Annotated in this window: 18 protein-coding genes; 7 read left to right on the top strand and 11 right to left on the bottom strand. The window is 58.7% G+C overall.

Annotated features, from left to right (window positions below):
* Positions 1–92: 92 nt before the first annotated feature.
* The 4 genes from AC13DE_RS04145 to AC13DE_RS04130 all read right to left on the bottom strand — a co-directional run bounded on the left by AC13DE_RS04145 (position 93) and on the right by AC13DE_RS04130 (position 5,267).
* Positions 93–2,456, bottom strand: coding sequence for a xanthine dehydrogenase family protein molybdopterin-binding subunit (locus tag AC13DE_RS04145; protein ID WP_483047134.1), 2,364 nt, complete (start codon positions 2,454–2,456; stop codon positions 93–95).
* Between the two features lie 174 nt (positions 2,457–2,630).
* Positions 2,631–3,116, bottom strand: coding sequence for a (2Fe-2S)-binding protein (locus tag AC13DE_RS04140; RefSeq protein WP_446297049.1), 486 nt, complete (start codon positions 3,114–3,116; stop codon positions 2,631–2,633).
* Between the two features lie 193 nt (positions 3,117–3,309).
* Complete coding sequence (locus tag AC13DE_RS04135) at positions 3,310–4,293, bottom strand: molybdopterin-binding protein (RefSeq protein ID WP_483047133.1); 984 nt, start codon at positions 4,291–4,293, stop codon at positions 3,310–3,312.
* Positions 4,290–5,267: an XdhC family protein gene (locus AC13DE_RS04130; protein ID WP_446297047.1), complete on the bottom strand. Its 978-nt coding sequence runs from the start codon at positions 5,265–5,267 to the stop codon at positions 4,290–4,292. Before AC13DE_RS04130 ends, AC13DE_RS04135 begins: the two co-directional genes overlap by 4 nt.
* 142 nt (positions 5,268–5,409) lie before the next feature.
* On the opposite strand from AC13DE_RS04130, the gene AC13DE_RS04125 reads away from it, so the two are divergent.
* Genes AC13DE_RS04125 through grxD form a run of 3 tightly spaced genes read left to right on the top strand, consistent with a single transcriptional unit; the run spans position 5,410 to position 6,255 of the window.
* The gene (locus AC13DE_RS04125; protein WP_446297046.1) at positions 5,410–5,646 is read left to right on the top strand and encodes a BolA/IbaG family iron-sulfur metabolism protein; all 237 of its coding nucleotides are present in this window, start codon (positions 5,410–5,412) and stop codon (positions 5,644–5,646) included.
* 4 nt (positions 5,647–5,650) lie between these two features.
* Entirely contained in the window at positions 5,651–5,896 is a 246-nt protein-coding gene (locus tag AC13DE_RS04120; protein ID WP_446297045.1) for a hypothetical protein, read from the top strand.
* The gene (gene grxD, locus AC13DE_RS04115; RefSeq protein ID WP_446297044.1) at positions 5,893–6,255 is read left to right on the top strand and encodes a Grx4 family monothiol glutaredoxin; all 363 of its coding nucleotides are present in this window, start codon (positions 5,893–5,895) and stop codon (positions 6,253–6,255) included. The genes AC13DE_RS04120 and grxD overlap by 4 nt, the downstream gene beginning before the upstream one ends.
* A gap of 234 nt (positions 6,256–6,489) precedes the next feature.
* On the opposite strand, the gene AC13DE_RS04110 is transcribed toward grxD, so the two are convergent.
* Positions 6,490–6,879, bottom strand: a complete 390-nt coding sequence (locus tag AC13DE_RS04110; RefSeq protein ID WP_446297043.1) for a cell division protein ZapA — start codon at positions 6,877–6,879, stop codon at positions 6,490–6,492.
* A complete protein-coding gene (locus tag AC13DE_RS04105; protein ID WP_483047132.1) occupies positions 6,879–7,379 on the bottom strand; it encodes a hypothetical protein in 501 nt (166 codons plus the stop codon). Before AC13DE_RS04105 ends, AC13DE_RS04110 begins: the two co-directional genes overlap by 1 nt.
* A 239-nt stretch (positions 7,380–7,618) precedes the next feature.
* On the opposite strand from AC13DE_RS04105, the gene tkt reads away from it, so the two are divergent.
* Positions 7,619–9,634 (top strand): transketolase, encoded by a 2,016-nt coding sequence (gene tkt / locus AC13DE_RS04100; RefSeq protein ID WP_483047131.1) that lies wholly within the window; start codon positions 7,619–7,621, stop codon positions 9,632–9,634.
* Positions 9,635–9,882: 248 nt separating this feature from the next.
* Here tkt and AC13DE_RS04095 read toward each other — a convergent pair whose 3' ends face one another.
* Positions 9,883–10,278, bottom strand: a complete 396-nt coding sequence (locus AC13DE_RS04095; RefSeq protein WP_446313069.1) for a VOC family protein — start codon at positions 10,276–10,278, stop codon at positions 9,883–9,885.
* Positions 10,279–10,327: 49 nt separating this feature from the next.
* Complete coding sequence (locus tag AC13DE_RS04090; RefSeq protein ID WP_446297039.1) at positions 10,328–11,326, bottom strand: DUF808 domain-containing protein; 999 nt, start codon at positions 11,324–11,326, stop codon at positions 10,328–10,330.
* A gap of 193 nt (positions 11,327–11,519) precedes the next feature.
* Between AC13DE_RS04090 and gap (AC13DE_RS04085) the strand changes: the two genes are divergently transcribed.
* The 3 genes from gap (AC13DE_RS04085) (at position 11,520) to gap (AC13DE_RS04075) (ending at position 13,838) form a co-directional block, all read left to right on the top strand.
* A complete protein-coding gene (gene gap, locus AC13DE_RS04085; RefSeq protein WP_446297038.1) occupies positions 11,520–12,521 on the top strand; it encodes a type I glyceraldehyde-3-phosphate dehydrogenase in 1,002 nt (333 codons plus the stop codon).
* 64 nt (positions 12,522–12,585) lie between these two features.
* Positions 12,586–12,729 (top strand): hypothetical protein, encoded by a 144-nt coding sequence (locus AC13DE_RS04080; protein ID WP_483047130.1) that lies wholly within the window; start codon positions 12,586–12,588, stop codon positions 12,727–12,729.
* Between the two features lie 107 nt (positions 12,730–12,836).
* Entirely contained in the window at positions 12,837–13,838 is a 1,002-nt protein-coding gene (gene gap / locus AC13DE_RS04075; RefSeq protein WP_483047129.1) for a type I glyceraldehyde-3-phosphate dehydrogenase, read from the top strand.
* Here the strand turns inward: gap (AC13DE_RS04075) and coaD are convergent.
* The 3 genes from coaD to AC13DE_RS04060 all read right to left on the bottom strand — a co-directional run bounded on the left by coaD (position 13,835) and on the right by AC13DE_RS04060 (position 15,803).
* On the bottom strand, positions 13,835–14,329 hold the full coding sequence (gene coaD / locus AC13DE_RS04070; RefSeq protein WP_446297035.1) for a pantetheine-phosphate adenylyltransferase: 495 nt from the start codon (positions 14,327–14,329) through the stop codon (positions 13,835–13,837). The two genes, gap (AC13DE_RS04075) and coaD, sit on opposite strands and share 4 nt — an antisense overlap.
* Before the next feature lie 81 nt (positions 14,330–14,410).
* Positions 14,411–14,845: a CBS domain-containing protein gene (locus AC13DE_RS04065; protein ID WP_483047128.1), complete on the bottom strand. Its 435-nt coding sequence runs from the start codon at positions 14,843–14,845 to the stop codon at positions 14,411–14,413.
* Between the two features lie 61 nt (positions 14,846–14,906).
* Positions 14,907–15,803, bottom strand: a complete 897-nt coding sequence (locus tag AC13DE_RS04060) for a LysR family transcriptional regulator (RefSeq protein ID WP_483047127.1) — start codon at positions 15,801–15,803, stop codon at positions 14,907–14,909.
* Positions 15,804–15,897: the final 94 nt, after the last annotated feature.

Here is a 15,897-nt window from a genome sequence, read left to right as displayed (position 1 = left end):
GGAAACAGCGACCAAACCGCCAGTTTCCATCTTCATTTTGCCTAATAAACTCCGGGGGTCCGGGGGCTGGCCCCCGCTCCTGTCCGATCAACTCATCCGTTCATCGCGGCCCACACCCGCTGCGGCGTTACCGGCATGTCGATATGATCGACACTCTTGCCGCCCGATCGCATCGCGTCCAGAACCGCGTTCACCACCGCCGGAGGCGACCCGATCGCCCCTGCCTCGCCACAGCCCTTCACGCCAAGCGGGTTGTGCGTACACGGTGTCTGGCACGAATGATCCACTGTATAAAACGGCAGGTCGCTGGCGCGTGGCATGGCGTAGTCCATGTAAGACGCGCTCAAAAGCTGGCCCTCACTGTCGTATGAACAGTTCTCCATCAAGGCCTGGCCGATTCCCTGGGCGATCCCCCCATGGACCTGACCGGATACGATCATCGGGTTAACGATGTTGCCAAAATCATCGGCGGCTGCGAAACGTTCGATGGTGACATGCCCGGTTTCCGGGTCCAGCTCGACCTCGCATGCATAGGCCCCGGACGGATAGGTAAAGTTTGAGGGATCATAGAACGCGGTCTCCTCCAGACCCGGTTCGATGTCTTCCAGCGGATAGTTGTGCGGCACATAGGCCGCCAGTGTCACATCGCCCCACGCCACTGACTTGTCCGTACCCGCGACGCTGAACGCACCGTCCTTGAGCTCGATATCGCCTTCGGAGGCTTCCAGCAGATGCGATGCGATCTTCTTTGCCTTGGCTATGATCTTTTCAGTTGCGCGCACCATCGCAGAGCCGCCGACGGCCAGTGAACGCGACCCATAGGTGCCCATCCCCATCGGGGTGTTGGCAGTGTCGCCATGCACGATCTCGATCATGCTTTCGTCGATCCCGATCATCTCGGCGATCACCTGCGGAAAGGCCGTTTCGTGCCCCTGCCCGTGGCTATGCAAACCGGTCATCACCACCAGACCGCCGGTCGCGTTCACACGGACCGTTGCGGATTCGTACAATCCCGCACGCGCACCTAATTGTCCCACAAGGTTTGACGGGGCGATCCCGCACGCCTCGATATAGCAGTTCACACCAAATCCGCGCAGCTTGCCCTTGGCTTCGGACTCCTTTCGCCGCGCTTCAAAGCCGGAGATATCTGCAATCTCCTCCAGCTTGTCCATGGTCGCGACATAGTCGCCGGTATCATATTCGACGGCGACGGGTGTGGCGTAGGGAAACTCGGTGATAAAGTTCTGACGACGCAGGGCAATCGGATCGACACCCAGCTCATGCGCACATTTATCGACCAAACGTTCAAGTTGATAGGTCGCCTCGGGGCGCCCGGCCCCGCGATACGCATCCACCGGCACTGTGTTGGTAAACACCGCCTTGACGTTCACATAGATCAACGGCGTCTTGTAGTTGCCCGCCATCAACGTGCCGTGCAGCCATGTGGGCACCGACGGCGCGAAGGTCGACAGATACGCGCCCATGTTCGCATAGGTATCGGTACGCAGCGCGGTGAAGTTATTGTCCGCATCCAGCGCCATCTGGATCTTGGTGACGTGATCGCGCCCATGCGCGTCCGACATGAACGCCTCGGACCGGCTTGAGGTCCATTTGACCGGACGGTTACAGGCCTTGGCAGCAAAGGTGCAAAAAGCTTCTTCCTGATAGTGGAAGATCTTGGTGCCAAAGCCGCCGCCCACATCGGGGGCCACGACGCGCAGCTTGTGTTCGGGGATGCCCAGAACAAACGCCCCCATCAGCAGGCGGATCACATGGGGGTTCTGGCTTGTGGTGTAAAGCGTATGATCCCCTGTCCCGCGTGCATAGTCGCCAACGGCAACGCGCGGCTCCATCGGGTTGGCAACAAGGCGGTTATTGACCAGCTCCAACGTGGTGACGTGGTGGGCATCCTCGAACGCCTTGTCGACCGCTGCCTTGTTTTCTTCGACGAAACCCCAGTCATAACACAGGTTCGAGGTCAGTTCGTCATGAACCTTGGGAGCCCCTTCCTTGACGGCCTGTTTCATGTCGATCACAGCGGGCAATTCGGAAATATCCACATTGATCGCCTCGGCCGCGTCACGCGCCTGCCCCAGCGTTTCGGCGACGACGGCGGCAATGGGCTCGCCCACGTGGCGCACCTTGCCGAACGCCAAAACCGGGTGTCGCGGTTCCTGCATGACTTCGCCATGCCTGTCGGTGACCTGCCAACCGCACGGTATCGACCCCACTTCGGTAAAATCCGCACCCGTGAAAATCTTGACAACGCCGGGCATCGACTCTGCCGCTGACGTATCGACCGAATTCAGCGTGCCATGCGCGATGTCGGAGCGCAGAAAAAATACATAGGCCTGTCCGCGCAGGTTGATATCGTCTGTATAGTTGCCTTCCCCGGTCAAAAACCGGACATCTTCGCGCCGCTTGCTGCTGGCACCAATTCCGCCGTCCTTAGGCATGATCTTTCCTCCCTTTATAGGCACGGCATTAGGCGTACCATCGTATTCAGCTATTTGTTTTCGCTTTATTATTTATAGGTGGCCCGCCCCCGCCTTAGCGGATTGCCTGCCATGTCATCCAGACTGTGTGCTCCTGGCTTGGTTCAGCGTGAAAGAGCCACCACAGCGCGTTGGTTACTCAGCCGCCAATGCGCTGACGTCCTGCCCGGAGGCGGCCATGATGGCTTTGACGATGTTGTGATAACCTGTGCATCGGCAAATGTTACCGTCCAGATAATGGCGCACTTCGGCTTCGGTGGGCTTTGGATTGTCTTTCAACAATGCAGAGGCGGACATGATCATACCCGGGGTGCAGAACCCGCACTGTAACCCGTGATGATCCTGAAAGGCCTGTTGAATAACGTTCAATGATCCATCTGCATTTGCCATGGATTCGATGGTTTTGACATCAGCACCCTCGGCCTCGACGGCCAGCATGGTGCAGGCTTTGATCGCTTCGCCGTTCACATGCACCAGGCACGCCCCGCATTGGCTGGTATCACAGCCGATGTGCGTTCCGGTCAGGCCCAGGTTTTCACGCAAAAACGACGCCAACAGCGTACGCCCTTCCACATCGCCCGAAGCGGCCTTGCCATTCACGGTCATTTTGACCTGTGTCATAAAGTTCCTCCCTGGAGTTTTTATCGCGTTGGGGGGAGTTAAGCATGCCCCTTGCCGGTTGAGAACCTAAATTTTGCGTATCGTGAAAAGTTGATCGAATTTTCATCGGCCGCGGCTCTCGGCACTGTAGCGTGCAACGCGCGGCAGCGCGGCAGCGCGATCTTGGACATTTCGGGGATTTGGCCTTGGCCGATCATCCGCGGCGAGGCTGGGGGCGCGTCGCGATTTCCTTGAGCAAGCCGCCGACCCCCATTGCCGCGATGTCCTGCGGCGTGACCTCGACCCCGCAGATCACCCGCGACAACACCCAGTCGGCACCGTTCAGCGCGGGCGATCTTGCACATCCGGGCAAGCCGATAACGGGACGGCCCGCAAGGCTGCCGATGAACAGCAGATTGCCCGGATCAACCGGCATCCCGAACCGCGCAACCTCTCCACCCGCATCGCGCAAAGCCTGGGGGGCCACGTCGTCGATATCCGATGTGGCAGAACCGGTCAGGATCAGGGTCAGCGCCGTATCCGCCCGCGCTATCGCGTCGCGCAGCGCTTTGGCCTCGTGGCGCACCAGCACCACCTCTTTCAGGGTGACGTTCAGCGCGGCCAGACGGTTCGCTATCGCCGCCTTTCCCTTGTCCCCCGCGCCTCCGTCGATCTCTGTGATGATCAGGGTCGCATCGGCCAGGTGCGGGACCATCATGCGAATGGCGCCCCGCCCCTTTGAACACGCCCGAGACAGGTCGCCCCGATCGACGCCGTAGGATATGATCTTGATCGTGGCCACCATACCGCCCGCCGCCATCTGCTGATAAGGTGCCACGGTGGCCAGGGTAATCATCGGGTGAACGGCGTTGACCGCCTCTAGGGCGGCGACATCCAGCACAGCGACCCCCGTTTCTTGCGCCAACAGATTCACCCGTCCGGTAAACGCTTTGCTTGGGGTAAGATGCGGGTGATCCACGATCAGGGCCTGCGCCAACGCCGCCGCGGCTGTGTTTTCGTCCACATCGGTTTCGGCAAGCTGTGCGACGGTGATCTCCTGAACCCCGGCGGCGATCAGATCAGCGACATGACGTGCCTGCAACCGAAGCCCCTTGCGCAAGCGTCCCGATGGCACAGTTACGGAATGCGCCAGCAGCGCCCCTTCGGCGTCGCCTGTGGGGATCTTGCCGAACTTCACGGTTTTCTCAGGCCCTGGATCATCTGCGCCAGGATCGACACTGCGATTTCCGGCGGGCCGGACGCCCCGATATCAAGCCCGATCGGCCCCGCGATACGTTCGATCTGCCGCGAGGAGAAACCGGCCTCTTCGAGCCTTGCCACCCGCGAGGCATGGGTGCGCCGGGACCCCAGGGCACCGACATAAAAGGCGTCTGAACGCAGCGCCACATGCAGCGCCGGGTCATCCAGCTTTGGGTCATGGGTCAGCAATACGACCGCGCTGCGCGTATCGACCCCAACGGTCGACATCGCGGCATCCGGCCAATCGTTTATCACCTGCGCCTCTGGAAAACGGGCCTGCGATCCAAACGCTTCGCGGGGGTCGATCACAACAACGTCGAAACCGGCTATCTGTGCCATCGGAACCAACGCCTGGGCGATGTGTACCGCGCCGACGATCACCAGTCTCAGCGGGGGGTTATGGATGGCGACAAAGGTGTCGGCGTCTTCCTCCAGCCCGGAACGATCCATCCGGAACCGGTCGGCGTGGCCGGAATATTCGATGCGCCCTTCACCACCTTCACCGCGGGACAAGCGCACAACATAGGCTGCCGGTGTGCGCGCGGCGCGTGCCGCGACCAGCTCCGCCAGCACCTCATACGGCATTCCCTGCCCGCCTATCGGTTCGACAAGAACGCGTATCGTCCCGCCGCAGGCCAAGCCGACGGCAAAGGCATCGCCATCGCTTACGCCGTATTCCAGCACGCGGGGCATGCCGTCCTCTATTGCTTCCAGCGCTTCGGTGACCACCGCACCTTCGACACAACCGCCCGACACAGAGCCCTGCATTTCCCCGTCACCGGAAATCGCCAGTTGTGCACCAATCCGGCGCGGGGCCGAGCCCCATGTTTCGATTACCGTGGCCAGAACCGCGCCCCGACCCGCCTGTGCCCACGCATACGCGCGTTCGGGTGCGTCTTCGAATATATCCATAATCGTGTCCTCCTGGCGCTCGTGCCCACCGGCACCTGCCCCTATGTAGGCCCTGTGCTGCGATCGCTCAATGAGATAACTTGCACGTCGTCTTCTGCGCCACTACATCTTGACCAATGTTATCCCAGACGGAGCCGCCTATATGCCCATGCAAGCCCGCGAAATCGAAGACCTGCTAAGAGAGACCTTTCCAGACGCGAAAATCACCGTCGAAGGCAATGACGGCGTGCATATGGCCGCAATGATCATCGACGAAAGCTTTCGTGGAAAAAACCGAGTACAGCAGCAAAGAGCGGTTTATGCGGCCCTCAAAGGCCGGATGGACGGCGCAAATGGTGATCTGCACGCGCTGGCACTGACAACGAAAGCACCGGATTGATATTATGGACCTGACCCTCGTCGTTATCCTGAGCATTCTGGTGCTGATCGTGGCGGTGCTGCGAGGATTGCAGGCGCTCAGGCATACACGAGACACCTACCGGGGGGCCGAGCCGGGTACGGGTTATCACGAAATCGACGCAACCTATCATTCCGGCGGTGGCGGGGGCGGACACCAGACGACGTATCGCATCCCCCGTGACCCGCAGGAATACGCAAAACGCTTTATACCAAAGGACAAACCGAAATGACCGACGCTACCACCCAAATCAAGGACACCATTACCAAAAACGACGTGGTGCTGTTCATGAAAGGCACCAAATCCATGCCGCAGTGCGGTTTCTCATCCCGCGTTGCCGGCGTCCTGAACTACATGGAAATCGACTATGCGGACGTGAATGTTCTGGCCGATGAAAATATTCGTCAGGGTATCAAGGATTATTCGGACTGGCCGACCATCCCTCAGCTTTACGTAAAAGGCGAGTTTGTCGGCGGCTGTGACATCATCACGGAAATGATGCTGTCGGGCGAACTCGATACGCTGTTTGCGGAAAACAATGTGAAGTTCGATAAAGAAGCCGCGGATAAGATCCGCGAAGCCAACGGCTGATATTGACCACGGTGTTGGCCCCTTGTGGCCAACACCCTGCGCACTGCGATGCGCGCGACGGCGGTGCCGCGTCGCAAGCGAACCTGCCTTGCGCCTTTTTTGTGCAACGCCGATTTTTGCGCCACGGTGCTAGCACCGTCATACAACAATCATACCGATGCGTTCGCCGCGCCCATGTCAGTCATGTGGAAAACGGCAAGGCACACGAAAACCAACGCGCCGGGCCACGATACATTAACCCGCTTTTTCCTCGATCTCATCGGCCAGCGCTTCGGCGCGGGCCGCCATTTCGGCCATGGCGTCGGTGACCGAGGCCGGAATAACCGGAACTTCGATGCGTTCAGGTTCGATGACCATATTGCGCAGACCCGCCAATTCGGCTTCGCGTTCCGCAAGTTCCGCGCGTGCCTCGGCGATTTTGTCTTCGACGTTGGCGGTCTTGTCCGCCAGCAGAAGGCCAGCCATCAAAAGCATCCGCGCCTCCGGCATACGGCCCACCTGATCCGACAACACCTGCGCCTCATCATCGAGCATCTTGGCTGCGGCGTGCAGATAGTCCTCCTCGCCTTCCTGACAGGAAACCTGAAACTGGCGACCCCCAATGGAAATTGTCACGTCGGGCATCAGATTTTCTCCTTGGCAGAACTGACAAGCGGGGTAAGCACGGACAGAATTGCATTTGCTTCGGCAACATCGGCGCTGCGTGCAGCGCGCAGAGCGTCCAGTTCGGCCACAACGGACTGATTGATCAACGTCGGATCGCCGACCCCTTGGGCATTGGCATCGCGCAGGGCTGCGCACGCCTCGGCAAGCTGGGTGTTGGCACGGCGCACCTGCTGCAACTCCGTGTCCAATTTCGCCATCTGGGTTTCGGTAACGGAAACCTGGGCCAGCGCCGCTTCGGCGTCGGAAAGCCGGGACTGCAAACTGGCTGTTTCACTCTCAAGCCGGTCACTGAGGTTTTTTACACGCTCGGTCAGTTGTGCATTGGCCTGTCGTTCGGCCTCAAGCTCTTGGCTAAGATCCGGTACATCATCTTTCGCAAGGGCCAGTTTATCGACCCCGCGGGATGCCCGTTCAAGCGCCGCCAAGATGCGGCCTTGCAGATACTCAATGTCACTCATCCCCGAGTTCCTCGCAAAACTTCGTATATTTACCAGTTTGCCAACCATCGAATCGCTGGTCAACGTTGTTTCAGGCGATCCTATCGAAACAAGCAGCGGAATACTGCCCCTTTAAGAACAATGCCTTGGCATAAGCTTTGCGGCGGCGTTCTTGTCACGCGGTCTTGCCCTTGATCTTTGCGGGGTGGCTGGTATTGATCCGCGAAACCACTTACTCCCCTTATAAGGAAGCGTGCCCCGTGGATCTGAACGCCCTCGCCAAAGCCCACCCTGATCATTGGTCGAAAGCGACCGCCATTCGTGCCCTGACCCTCGACGCCGTCGCAGCCGCCAATTCTGGCCACTCCGGGATGCCGATGGGTATGGCTGACGTCGCTACTGTTTTGTTTGAAAAGCACCTGAAGTTCGACGCATCCAACCCGCTGTGGCCTGACCGCGACCGTTTCATCCTGTCGGCGGGCCACGGGTCCATGCTGATCTATTCGCTGCTGCACCTGACCGGGTACGAGCAGTTTCCCATCGAGGAAATCAAGAATTTCCGCCAGTTGGGCGCGCGTACTGCCGGCCACCCGGAAAACTTCCTTGCTGACGCGATTGAAACAACCACCGGTCCGCTGGGCCAGGGCATTGCCAATTCGGTCGGCTTCGCCATGGCCGAAGAAATCCTGCGCGCCCAATACGGGTCGAAGGTGGTCGATCACTACACCTATGTGATCGCGGGCGACGGCTGCCTGATGGAAGGCATCAGCCACGAGGCGATTGCCCTTGCCGGCCGCCACAAGCTGAGCAAGCTGATCGTGATGTGGGATAACAACGACATCACCATCGACGGGCCGGTATCGCTGTCCGACAAAGTGGATCAGGTCGCGCGGTTCAAGGCGGCTGACTGGCACGTCATCGAGATCGACGGCCATAACCCCGACGAGATCGACGCCGCCCTGACCGAGGCGCGCAAATCCGATCTGCCAACGATGATCGCCTGCAAGACGCATATCGCGCTTGGTCACGCCGCGCAGGATACCTCGAAAGGTCACGGCGCGCTGACCGACGCCGACCAGATGGCCGCCGCCAAATCCGCCTATGGCTGGACAACCGGCCCGTTCGAAGTCCCCGCCGATGTGAAATCCGCCTGGGAAGAGATCGGCAAACGCGGCGCAGACGACCGCCGCGCCTGGGAAGAGCGTTTCGACGCCATGTCGCGCACAAAGCGTGAAGAGTTCAACCGCGCGCTGGCCGGTGACGCCCCCAAGAAGCTGAGCGCGACGGTCAAGGCATTCAAAAAACAGACCTCGGAAAACGCGCCGAAACTGGCCACCCGCGCCAGCAGCGAAAAGACGCTCGAGGTGTTGAACCCGCTCTATACAGAAACCGTGGGTGGGTCCGCTGACCTGACCGGTTCGAACAACACAAAGACCGCTGATCTGGGTGTCTTTGATGTGGACAACCGTGGCGGGCGTTATGTGTACTGGGGGATCCGCGAACACGGCATGGCCGCCGCGATGAACGGCATGGCGCTGCACGGCGGCATCCGACCCTACGGCGGCACGTTCATGTGTTTCACCGACTACGCCCGCCCCGCCATGCGTCTGGCGGCCCTGATGCAAATCCCGACCGTGTTTGTGATGACACATGACAGCATCGGTCTGGGCGAAGACGGCCCGACCCACCAACCGGTCGAACATCTGGCGATCAGCCGCGCGACACCGAACACCTATGTGTTCCGCCCCGCTGACACCGTTGAAACCGCAGAGGCCTGGGAAATCGCGCTGAGCAGCAAAAAGACCCCGTCGGTGCTGTCGCTGACACGTCAGGGCCTGTCCACCGTCCGGCTTGAGCACAAGAACAAGAACCTCACCGAACAGGGGGCCTATGTTCTGGCGGACGCCGAAGGCAAACGTCAGGTCATCCTGATCGCCACCGGCTCTGAAGTTGAGATCGCGCTGAAAGCCCGTGACCTGCTGCAAGCCGAGGGCATCGGCACACGCGTCGTGTCCATGCCCTGCATGGAGCTGTTCGCCGCCCAAGACGAAGCCTACCGCCGCCGCGTCCTCCCCGCGGGCCCCGTGCGCGTCGGCGTCGAAGCCGCCGCACGTCAGGGGTGGGACCGGTGGCTGACTGGCGAACGTGGTAAATGGAACAAGGCCGATTTCGTCGGCATGGACCGCTTCGGTGCCTCCGCCCCCGCGGAAGAGCTGTTTGAAAAGTTCGGCATTACCGCGCAGAATGTAGCCGATAAAGCCAAGGCGCTATTGTAAGCGGCAGACCCGTATCTGCACGAGCCAACCAGAGACCAATAAGAGCATCCAACTCTGGTTCTTGCTGTGAATGATGCAAATCGCACAGCAAGGATGGGAGGCGACAGCGGTCAAGGGTTACAGAGATCCCGAAGCGGCTTTCGGGGTCTCTGACGCAAGCCGTTGTCAAGACCAAGCCCGTTCCATAAGCGCGGGAAAGGCGGAAGCTCCTTCAGACCCAAGCCATGACTGCGTGTGGCGGTGAGGCGTCAAGTGGCCTTTTTCATCTCGATCAGTTGTATAAGGTTTCCACAGGTGTCATCGAAAACACCCATGCGGACAGAACCGGCATCCAGCGGCTCGGTGACAAACTTTACACCGCGCTCCGTCAGCTTCTTCCATTCCGCATCCAGATCTTGCACCTGAAACGAGTGAGCGGCGATGTTGTCAGCAAATAACGCTGCTTTGTATGGTCCGACCGAGGGATGGTCGCTCGGTTCAAGCAGCAGCTCGGTTCCTTCCGGGTCTTCTTCGGAGACGACGGTCAGCCAACGATTGGCGCCCAGGGCAATGTTGTGTTTGACCTTGAAGCCTAAGGTTTCGGTGTAGAACTTTTCAGCCTTGTCCTGATCATCGACAAAAATGCTGGTTACATAGATCTTCATCAGTTACTCCGTTTTCGTGCTTCGATCACGCACATCGGTGTTCGGCTGTTCAAGCCGCGTGCTTGCTCGACTTTTTGCCGCTGAATACTGCGCGCCACAGCGGGGTGATGATCTTTTCTCCGATCGGGATCAGGATCAAACCCAATGCCAGCCCCAGGACGCCGTCCATGGCGGCGGTGGCGATCCATTCAGCAGCACCGCGATAGGACTCGGGGAACAGATGTGCCGCACTGACCGCATAGCCTTCGATGAGATGGCCAAGGCTGGTAAAGCCCATTTCCTCCATGCCGTGAACGATGATGGACCCGCCGACCCACAACATCGCGGCGGTCCCGACGATCGTCAATAGCTTGAGAAAAGCGGGCATGCCACGCGCAATGCCGCGTCCGATTTTACGGGTCAGCGAGAAGTTGCCATTCTTCGCCAGATAGAGGCCCATGTCGTCCATCTTGACGATCAACGCGACGGATCCATACACCGCGACGGTGATGATAACCGCCGCGGCGGCCAAAGCCGCGGCCTCCATCCAGACGTTGGTCACCGTGAGGTTGGATAGAACAATGGTCATGATCTCGGCAGAGAGGATCAAATCTGTCTTGATCGCGCCCTTGGCCTTTTGCTCTTCCAGATGCGCGGGATCTTTGATCGCGGCCTTGTCGGCACCGGGGGGGTAATCTGTATGCCCCGCCCCGCCGATCCCCACAGCATGCGCGACTTTTTCAGCACCTTCAAAACACAGATATGCCCCGCCCAGCATCAACAACGGTGCAATGGCCCAAGGCGCAAAGTTCGAAAGCAGCAAACCTGCCGGCAGCAGGTATACCAGCTTGTTCTTGAACGACCCTTTGGTAATGCGCCAGATTATCGGCAGCTCGCGGCTGGCTTTGAAACCGTGGACATATTTCGGGGTTACCGCCGCGTCGTCAATCACCGCGCCCGCGGCCTTGGCACTTGCCTTGGTGGCTTGCCCTATAACATCATCAGCGCTGGCCGCAGCCACTTTGGCTATCGCCGCAACATCGTCCAACAGGGCCAGCAAACCGCTCATCTAATATCTCCAAAATCAATTCAGGTAAGGGTAGCGCACCGCGCCGAGAAGGCAAAGCCCCGCCTACCTTTACCGCTAACATAAACTTTTAACGCTAACATGAGGAAATCAGGAGGTTTTAGACCTTTAACCTCGCCATGGCCTCCAGATATAGAGCGCACAAAGTCACGCTTTTGCCAAAGGACGCCCCCCCATGACGATCAAAGTAGGTATCAACGGATTTGGCCGTATCGGTCGCTGTACCCTTTCTCACATCGCGGCTTCGGGGCGCGAAGATATCGAAGTGGTGCGCATCAATGCCACCGGCCCGATCGAGACCGCAGCGCACCTTATCAAATATGATTCCGTCCATGGCAGGTTCCCCAACGAGGTCAAGGTCGGCAACGGGACGCTTGATCTTGGCCGTGGCGAAATGCAGGTCATGTCTACGTACCGTATGGAGGAGCTTGACTGGGACGGCTGCGACGTTGTGTTGGAATGTACCGGAAAATTCAACGACGGCACAAAAGCAAATGTTCACCTGGACCGCGGTGCCAAGCGCGTCTTGCTGTCAGCACCCGGCAAAAACGTCGACAGGACAGTGGTTTTCGGCGTAAACGATAACGAATTGATCGCATCCGATAAAATGGTGTCGAACGGATCGTGCACAACCAATTGTCTGGCCCCGCTTGCCAAGGTTTTGCACGAAGCGTTTGGCATCGAAAGCGGTGTGATGACCACGGTACACAGCTATACCGGTGACCAGACTACGCTGGATCGCCGTCATGACGATCTTTACCGTGCCCGCGCTGCCGCAATGGCGATCATCCCCACATCGACAGGGGCCGCGGCGGCGTTGGGCGAAGTGCTGCCTGCGCTGAAAGGTAAGCTGGATGGCACGGCAATGCGTGTGCCGACCCCGAACGTCAGCGCGGTTGACCTGACGTTCTGCGCCTCGCGCGATGTCACCGTCGACGAAGTCAACCAGGCGGTGCTGGCTGCCACCAATGGCCCCATGGGACGCGTTCTGGCCTATGATCCCGAACAGAAGGTATCGATTGATTTCAACCATACTGAACACAGTTCCATCTTTGCACCGGACCAAACCAAGGTTGTCGGGGGGCGGCTTGTGCGCGTCCTGGCATGGTACGACAATGAGTGGGCATTCTCGGTACGCATGGCCGACGTCGCCGTCGCCATGGGCAAACTAGGCTGAACCCTTGCGACATGGTCGTTGCCCTGTCATATCAACGGGCAACGACCGATCAAGGACCCCAACGATGACAACACCCATAGCTATCGTTCTTGCGGCCGCGGTGATCGTAGCATTGGGCGTCGACACGATGATGTACGGCAATCAGCACCTGATCTTCCTCGTGAAAAAGTTTGTTGATCTCATCGAATGGGTGGCCTTCTGGCGTTGACCCGACCGCGGTCCGATCCAGAAAACCCACAACCCCCCCCCCGGCATCGGTTGACATACCGCGAGATTCATGAATGTTAGCGCTATCACATTCAGGAGGACGCTTTCATGGCCACTAAACTGGCAATCAACGGCTTTGGTCGCATCGGTCGCAATGTGCTGCGCGCTCTGATGGAACAGGACAATACCGATCTTCAGGTGATCGCTATCAACGATTTGGCCCCGGTCGGCACCAATGCACATTTGTTTGAATTCGACTCTGTTCACGGACGCTATCGCGGTCGCGTAACTGTCGAAGGTGATACGATGGACGTGGGCCAAGGCCCGATCCGTGTGTCAGCCGAACGCGATCCCGCTGCACTGGACTGGGGTGATGTCGATATCGTGCTCGAATGCACCGGCATCTTTGTTACCCATGCCGCTGCGGCCAAGCATCTGGAAAACGGGGCCAAGCGGGTACTGATCTCGGCCCCTGGAAAAGATGCGATGAAAACGATCGTTTATGGCGTCAATCATGACCTGATCGACGGCAGTGAAACCGTGCTCAGCAATGCTTCGTGTACGACGAACTGCATGGCTCCGCTTACCAAGACGCTGCACGACGCTTTTGGAATCAAGCACGGCCACATGACCACGATCCACAGCTATACGGGGGATCAACCCACCCACGACACTGCCCACAGCGATCTTTACCGCGCCCGCGCCGCGGCGTTGTCAATGATCCCGACAACCACCGGGGCGGCCAAAACACTTGGCAAGGTGTTACCCGATCTGGACGGGCGCATTGGCGGTACCGCAATCCGCGTTCCCACGCCGAATGTGTCATGCGTCGATCTGGTCGTCGAAGTTTCACGGGACGTGACAAGGGACGAGGTAAATGCGGCGTTGCAGGATGCGGTGAACGGCCCGCTCAAGGGGATCATGGGGATGGTGGACCGCCCACTGGTGTCAATCGACCTTAATCACGACAGCCATTCATGCGTCGTGGCAACCGACCAGACATCGGTACAGGCCAAAACGCAAATACGCTTGCTGGCCTGGTACGACAACGAATGGGGCTTCTCGAACCGGATGCTGGACACCTCCAGGGTGATCGCGAAAACGCTTTAGGTTCGAAACCGTTTCAACAGTTCGGCATTAACGGCGGGCGTCACAAACTTGCTGACGTCGCCGCCAAGCCGGGCGATCTCCTTGACCAACTTGCTGGCGATCGCCTGATGTTCGGCCTCGGCCATCAGAAACACGGTTTCGATACTGTCATCAAGCTTTCGGTTCATACCCACCATCTGGTATTCGTATTCGAAATCGGCGACAGCACGTAAACCGCGTATGATCATCTGCGCACCCACATCACGTGCACAGTCGATCAGCAGGTTTTCAAACGGATACACGATAATTTCGGTACCTGTCTCTACGCGCAATTTGCTGCATTCTTCCTCAATCTGCTGCACCCGCTCTTCCAGCTCGAACAAGGGGCCCTTGTCACGGTTGATCGCAACGCCGATCACCAGTTTATCAACCAATGTAGCAGCACGCCGGATGATATCGATATGCCCCAGAGTGATGGGATCAAAGGTGCCGGGGTAAAGGCCAACGCGCATAGGGCAGTCCAGTCAATTGAAGTCGAAAATTAAACGCACGCAAGCATTTACGCCGGCAAAATGCAACGGGTATTCGGCGGGTCAATGACCCATGATCATCCCTTGCAAGGCATCTTTTTCCATTGAAAGCTCCATCAACCGCGCCTTGACCACGTCGCCCAGTGATATCAGCCCGATCAGCGTACCATCCTCCAGAACCGGCATATGGCGAAACCGCCCCTCGGTCATCTTGGCCAAAATATCATCCGCACGCTCGTTTTTCGCACAGGTGACCAGCTTGCTGGTCATCAATTCCTCTACGGTCTTGGTCAGACACCCGCCGCCCTGCTGGCCAAGAGCGCGGACGATATCACGCTCGGACAGGATCCCGTCGGGGCGCTTGCCATCGCTGGAAATAACCAAGGTACCGATCCGCTTCTCCGATAAAAGCTTCGCGGCTTCCGAGATCAGCATGCTGGGCTTCACTGTCGTCACACTATCATCGGCTTTTGTTTTCAGGATTTGAGAAACCAGCATGGTCAGCCCTCTCGCAATAAAATTACCTACCAGACCAGGTTCTCTTTAATACTGTTGCGTGTCAAGCTATTGCCTCAAGCCGGGCGACTTCTGTTCGAACCCCTTGGGTCAGCTTTTCGGCAAACCGGCTCAGCCTCTGATTTCGCCGGTCGTCCTCGTGACGTATCAGATAGAACGCCCGACTTAATTCCACCTCCCCTGCCAAGATGCGGGTCACCCCCGGTGTCGCCGATAGCGCGAAATCATGAACGACCCCGACACCGCCACCCTGCCTGATCATGTTCATTTGCACCGATACCGAATTGGAGGCGAGCGGTACCCGCGTCAGACTCAATTCGGCCAGATAATCCAGCTCTCGGTCAAAGATCATGTCAGGTATATACCCGACAAGCCGATGGCGCTGAAGATCGGCCACCGTCCGGATGGTATCATGGGCGGCCAGATACCAGTCTGAGGCCGCCAGATGTAGGCGGTAATCGGTCATCTTATGCACGACCAATCGCCCCGCTGTCGGAACGCTGACGCCAATCGCCATATCGGCTTCGCGCCGGGAAAGGTTGAACACCCGGGGCAAGGCGACAATCTGAATGTCCAGTTCCGGATTCTCGGCCACCAAGGCCGCACACACCTGCGGCAACAGATAGTTCGCGCAGCCATCCGGCGCGCCGATGCGAATTTGACCGCGCAGCTGATCCGTCGGATCTGGCACCTCCGCCGTGGCGATTCGCATCGCCTGTTCTGCCGCTTCGGCACGCTCCAGCAACTGACTTCCGGCCTCGGTCACCGCATACCCCGTCGGTGACTTGACAAACAACGCCGTACGCAACTCCTTTTCCAACCGTGCCATCCTGCGGCCAAGCGTAGCCGGGTCCAACCGCAAGACCTTGCCCGCCCCCGACAAGCTGTGTTCGCGCGCCACCGCAATGAACAGCCTCAAATCGTCCCAGTTTTCCGGCACCTTACATACCTTTCCATTTCATTTTGCCAAACAAACTCCGGGGGAGTCCGCAGGACGGGGGCTGGCCCCCGACACTCCCTAGCCACAACCCTAC

This window comes from Sulfitobacter sp. L-8, from assembly GCF_056859255.1.
Note: the sequence above shows the minus strand (reverse complement) of the source record. Positions and strands in the feature narration are given on the sequence as shown.

What these genes read in the sequence shown, in the direction of transcription:
- gap (WP_483047129.1), top strand. Translation starts at nt 12,837, where the DNA reads ATGGCCACTAAACTGGCAATCAACGGCTTTGGTCGCATCGGTCGCAAT.
- AC13DE_RS04130 (WP_446297047.1), bottom strand. Translation starts at nt 5,267, where the DNA reads ATGGATATATTCGAAGACGCACCCGAACGCGCGTATGCGTGGGCACAG.
- AC13DE_RS04140 (WP_446297049.1), bottom strand. Translation starts at nt 3,116, where the DNA reads ATGACACAGGTCAAAATGACCGTGAATGGCAAGGCCGCTTCGGGCGAT.
- AC13DE_RS04120 (WP_446297045.1), top strand. Translation starts at nt 5,651, where the DNA reads ATGGACCTGACCCTCGTCGTTATCCTGAGCATTCTGGTGCTGATCGTG.
- AC13DE_RS04090 (WP_446297039.1), bottom strand. Translation starts at nt 11,326, where the DNA reads ATGAGCGGTTTGCTGGCCCTGTTGGACGATGTTGCGGCGATAGCCAAA.
- grxD (WP_446297044.1), top strand. Translation starts at nt 5,893, where the DNA reads ATGACCGACGCTACCACCCAAATCAAGGACACCATTACCAAAAACGAC.
- AC13DE_RS04105 (WP_483047132.1), bottom strand. Translation starts at nt 7,379, where the DNA reads ATGAGTGACATTGAGTATCTGCAAGGCCGCATCTTGGCGGCGCTTGAA.
- gap (WP_446297038.1), top strand. Translation starts at nt 11,520, where the DNA reads ATGACGATCAAAGTAGGTATCAACGGATTTGGCCGTATCGGTCGCTGT.
- AC13DE_RS04145 (WP_483047134.1), bottom strand. Translation starts at nt 2,456, where the DNA reads ATGCCTAAGGACGGCGGAATTGGTGCCAGCAGCAAGCGGCGCGAAGAT.
- AC13DE_RS04095 (WP_446313069.1), bottom strand. Translation starts at nt 10,278, where the DNA reads ATGAAGATCTATGTAACCAGCATTTTTGTCGATGATCAGGACAAGGCT.
- AC13DE_RS04110 (WP_446297043.1), bottom strand. Translation starts at nt 6,879, where the DNA reads ATGCCCGACGTGACAATTTCCATTGGGGGTCGCCAGTTTCAGGTTTCC.
- coaD (WP_446297035.1), bottom strand. Translation starts at nt 14,329, where the DNA reads ATGCGCGTTGGCCTTTACCCCGGCACCTTTGATCCCATCACTCTGGGG.
- AC13DE_RS04080 (WP_483047130.1), top strand. Translation starts at nt 12,586, where the DNA reads ATGACAACACCCATAGCTATCGTTCTTGCGGCCGCGGTGATCGTAGCA.
- AC13DE_RS04065 (WP_483047128.1), bottom strand. Translation starts at nt 14,845, where the DNA reads ATGCTGGTTTCTCAAATCCTGAAAACAAAAGCCGATGATAGTGTGACG.
- AC13DE_RS04125 (WP_446297046.1), top strand. Translation starts at nt 5,410, where the DNA reads ATGCCCATGCAAGCCCGCGAAATCGAAGACCTGCTAAGAGAGACCTTT.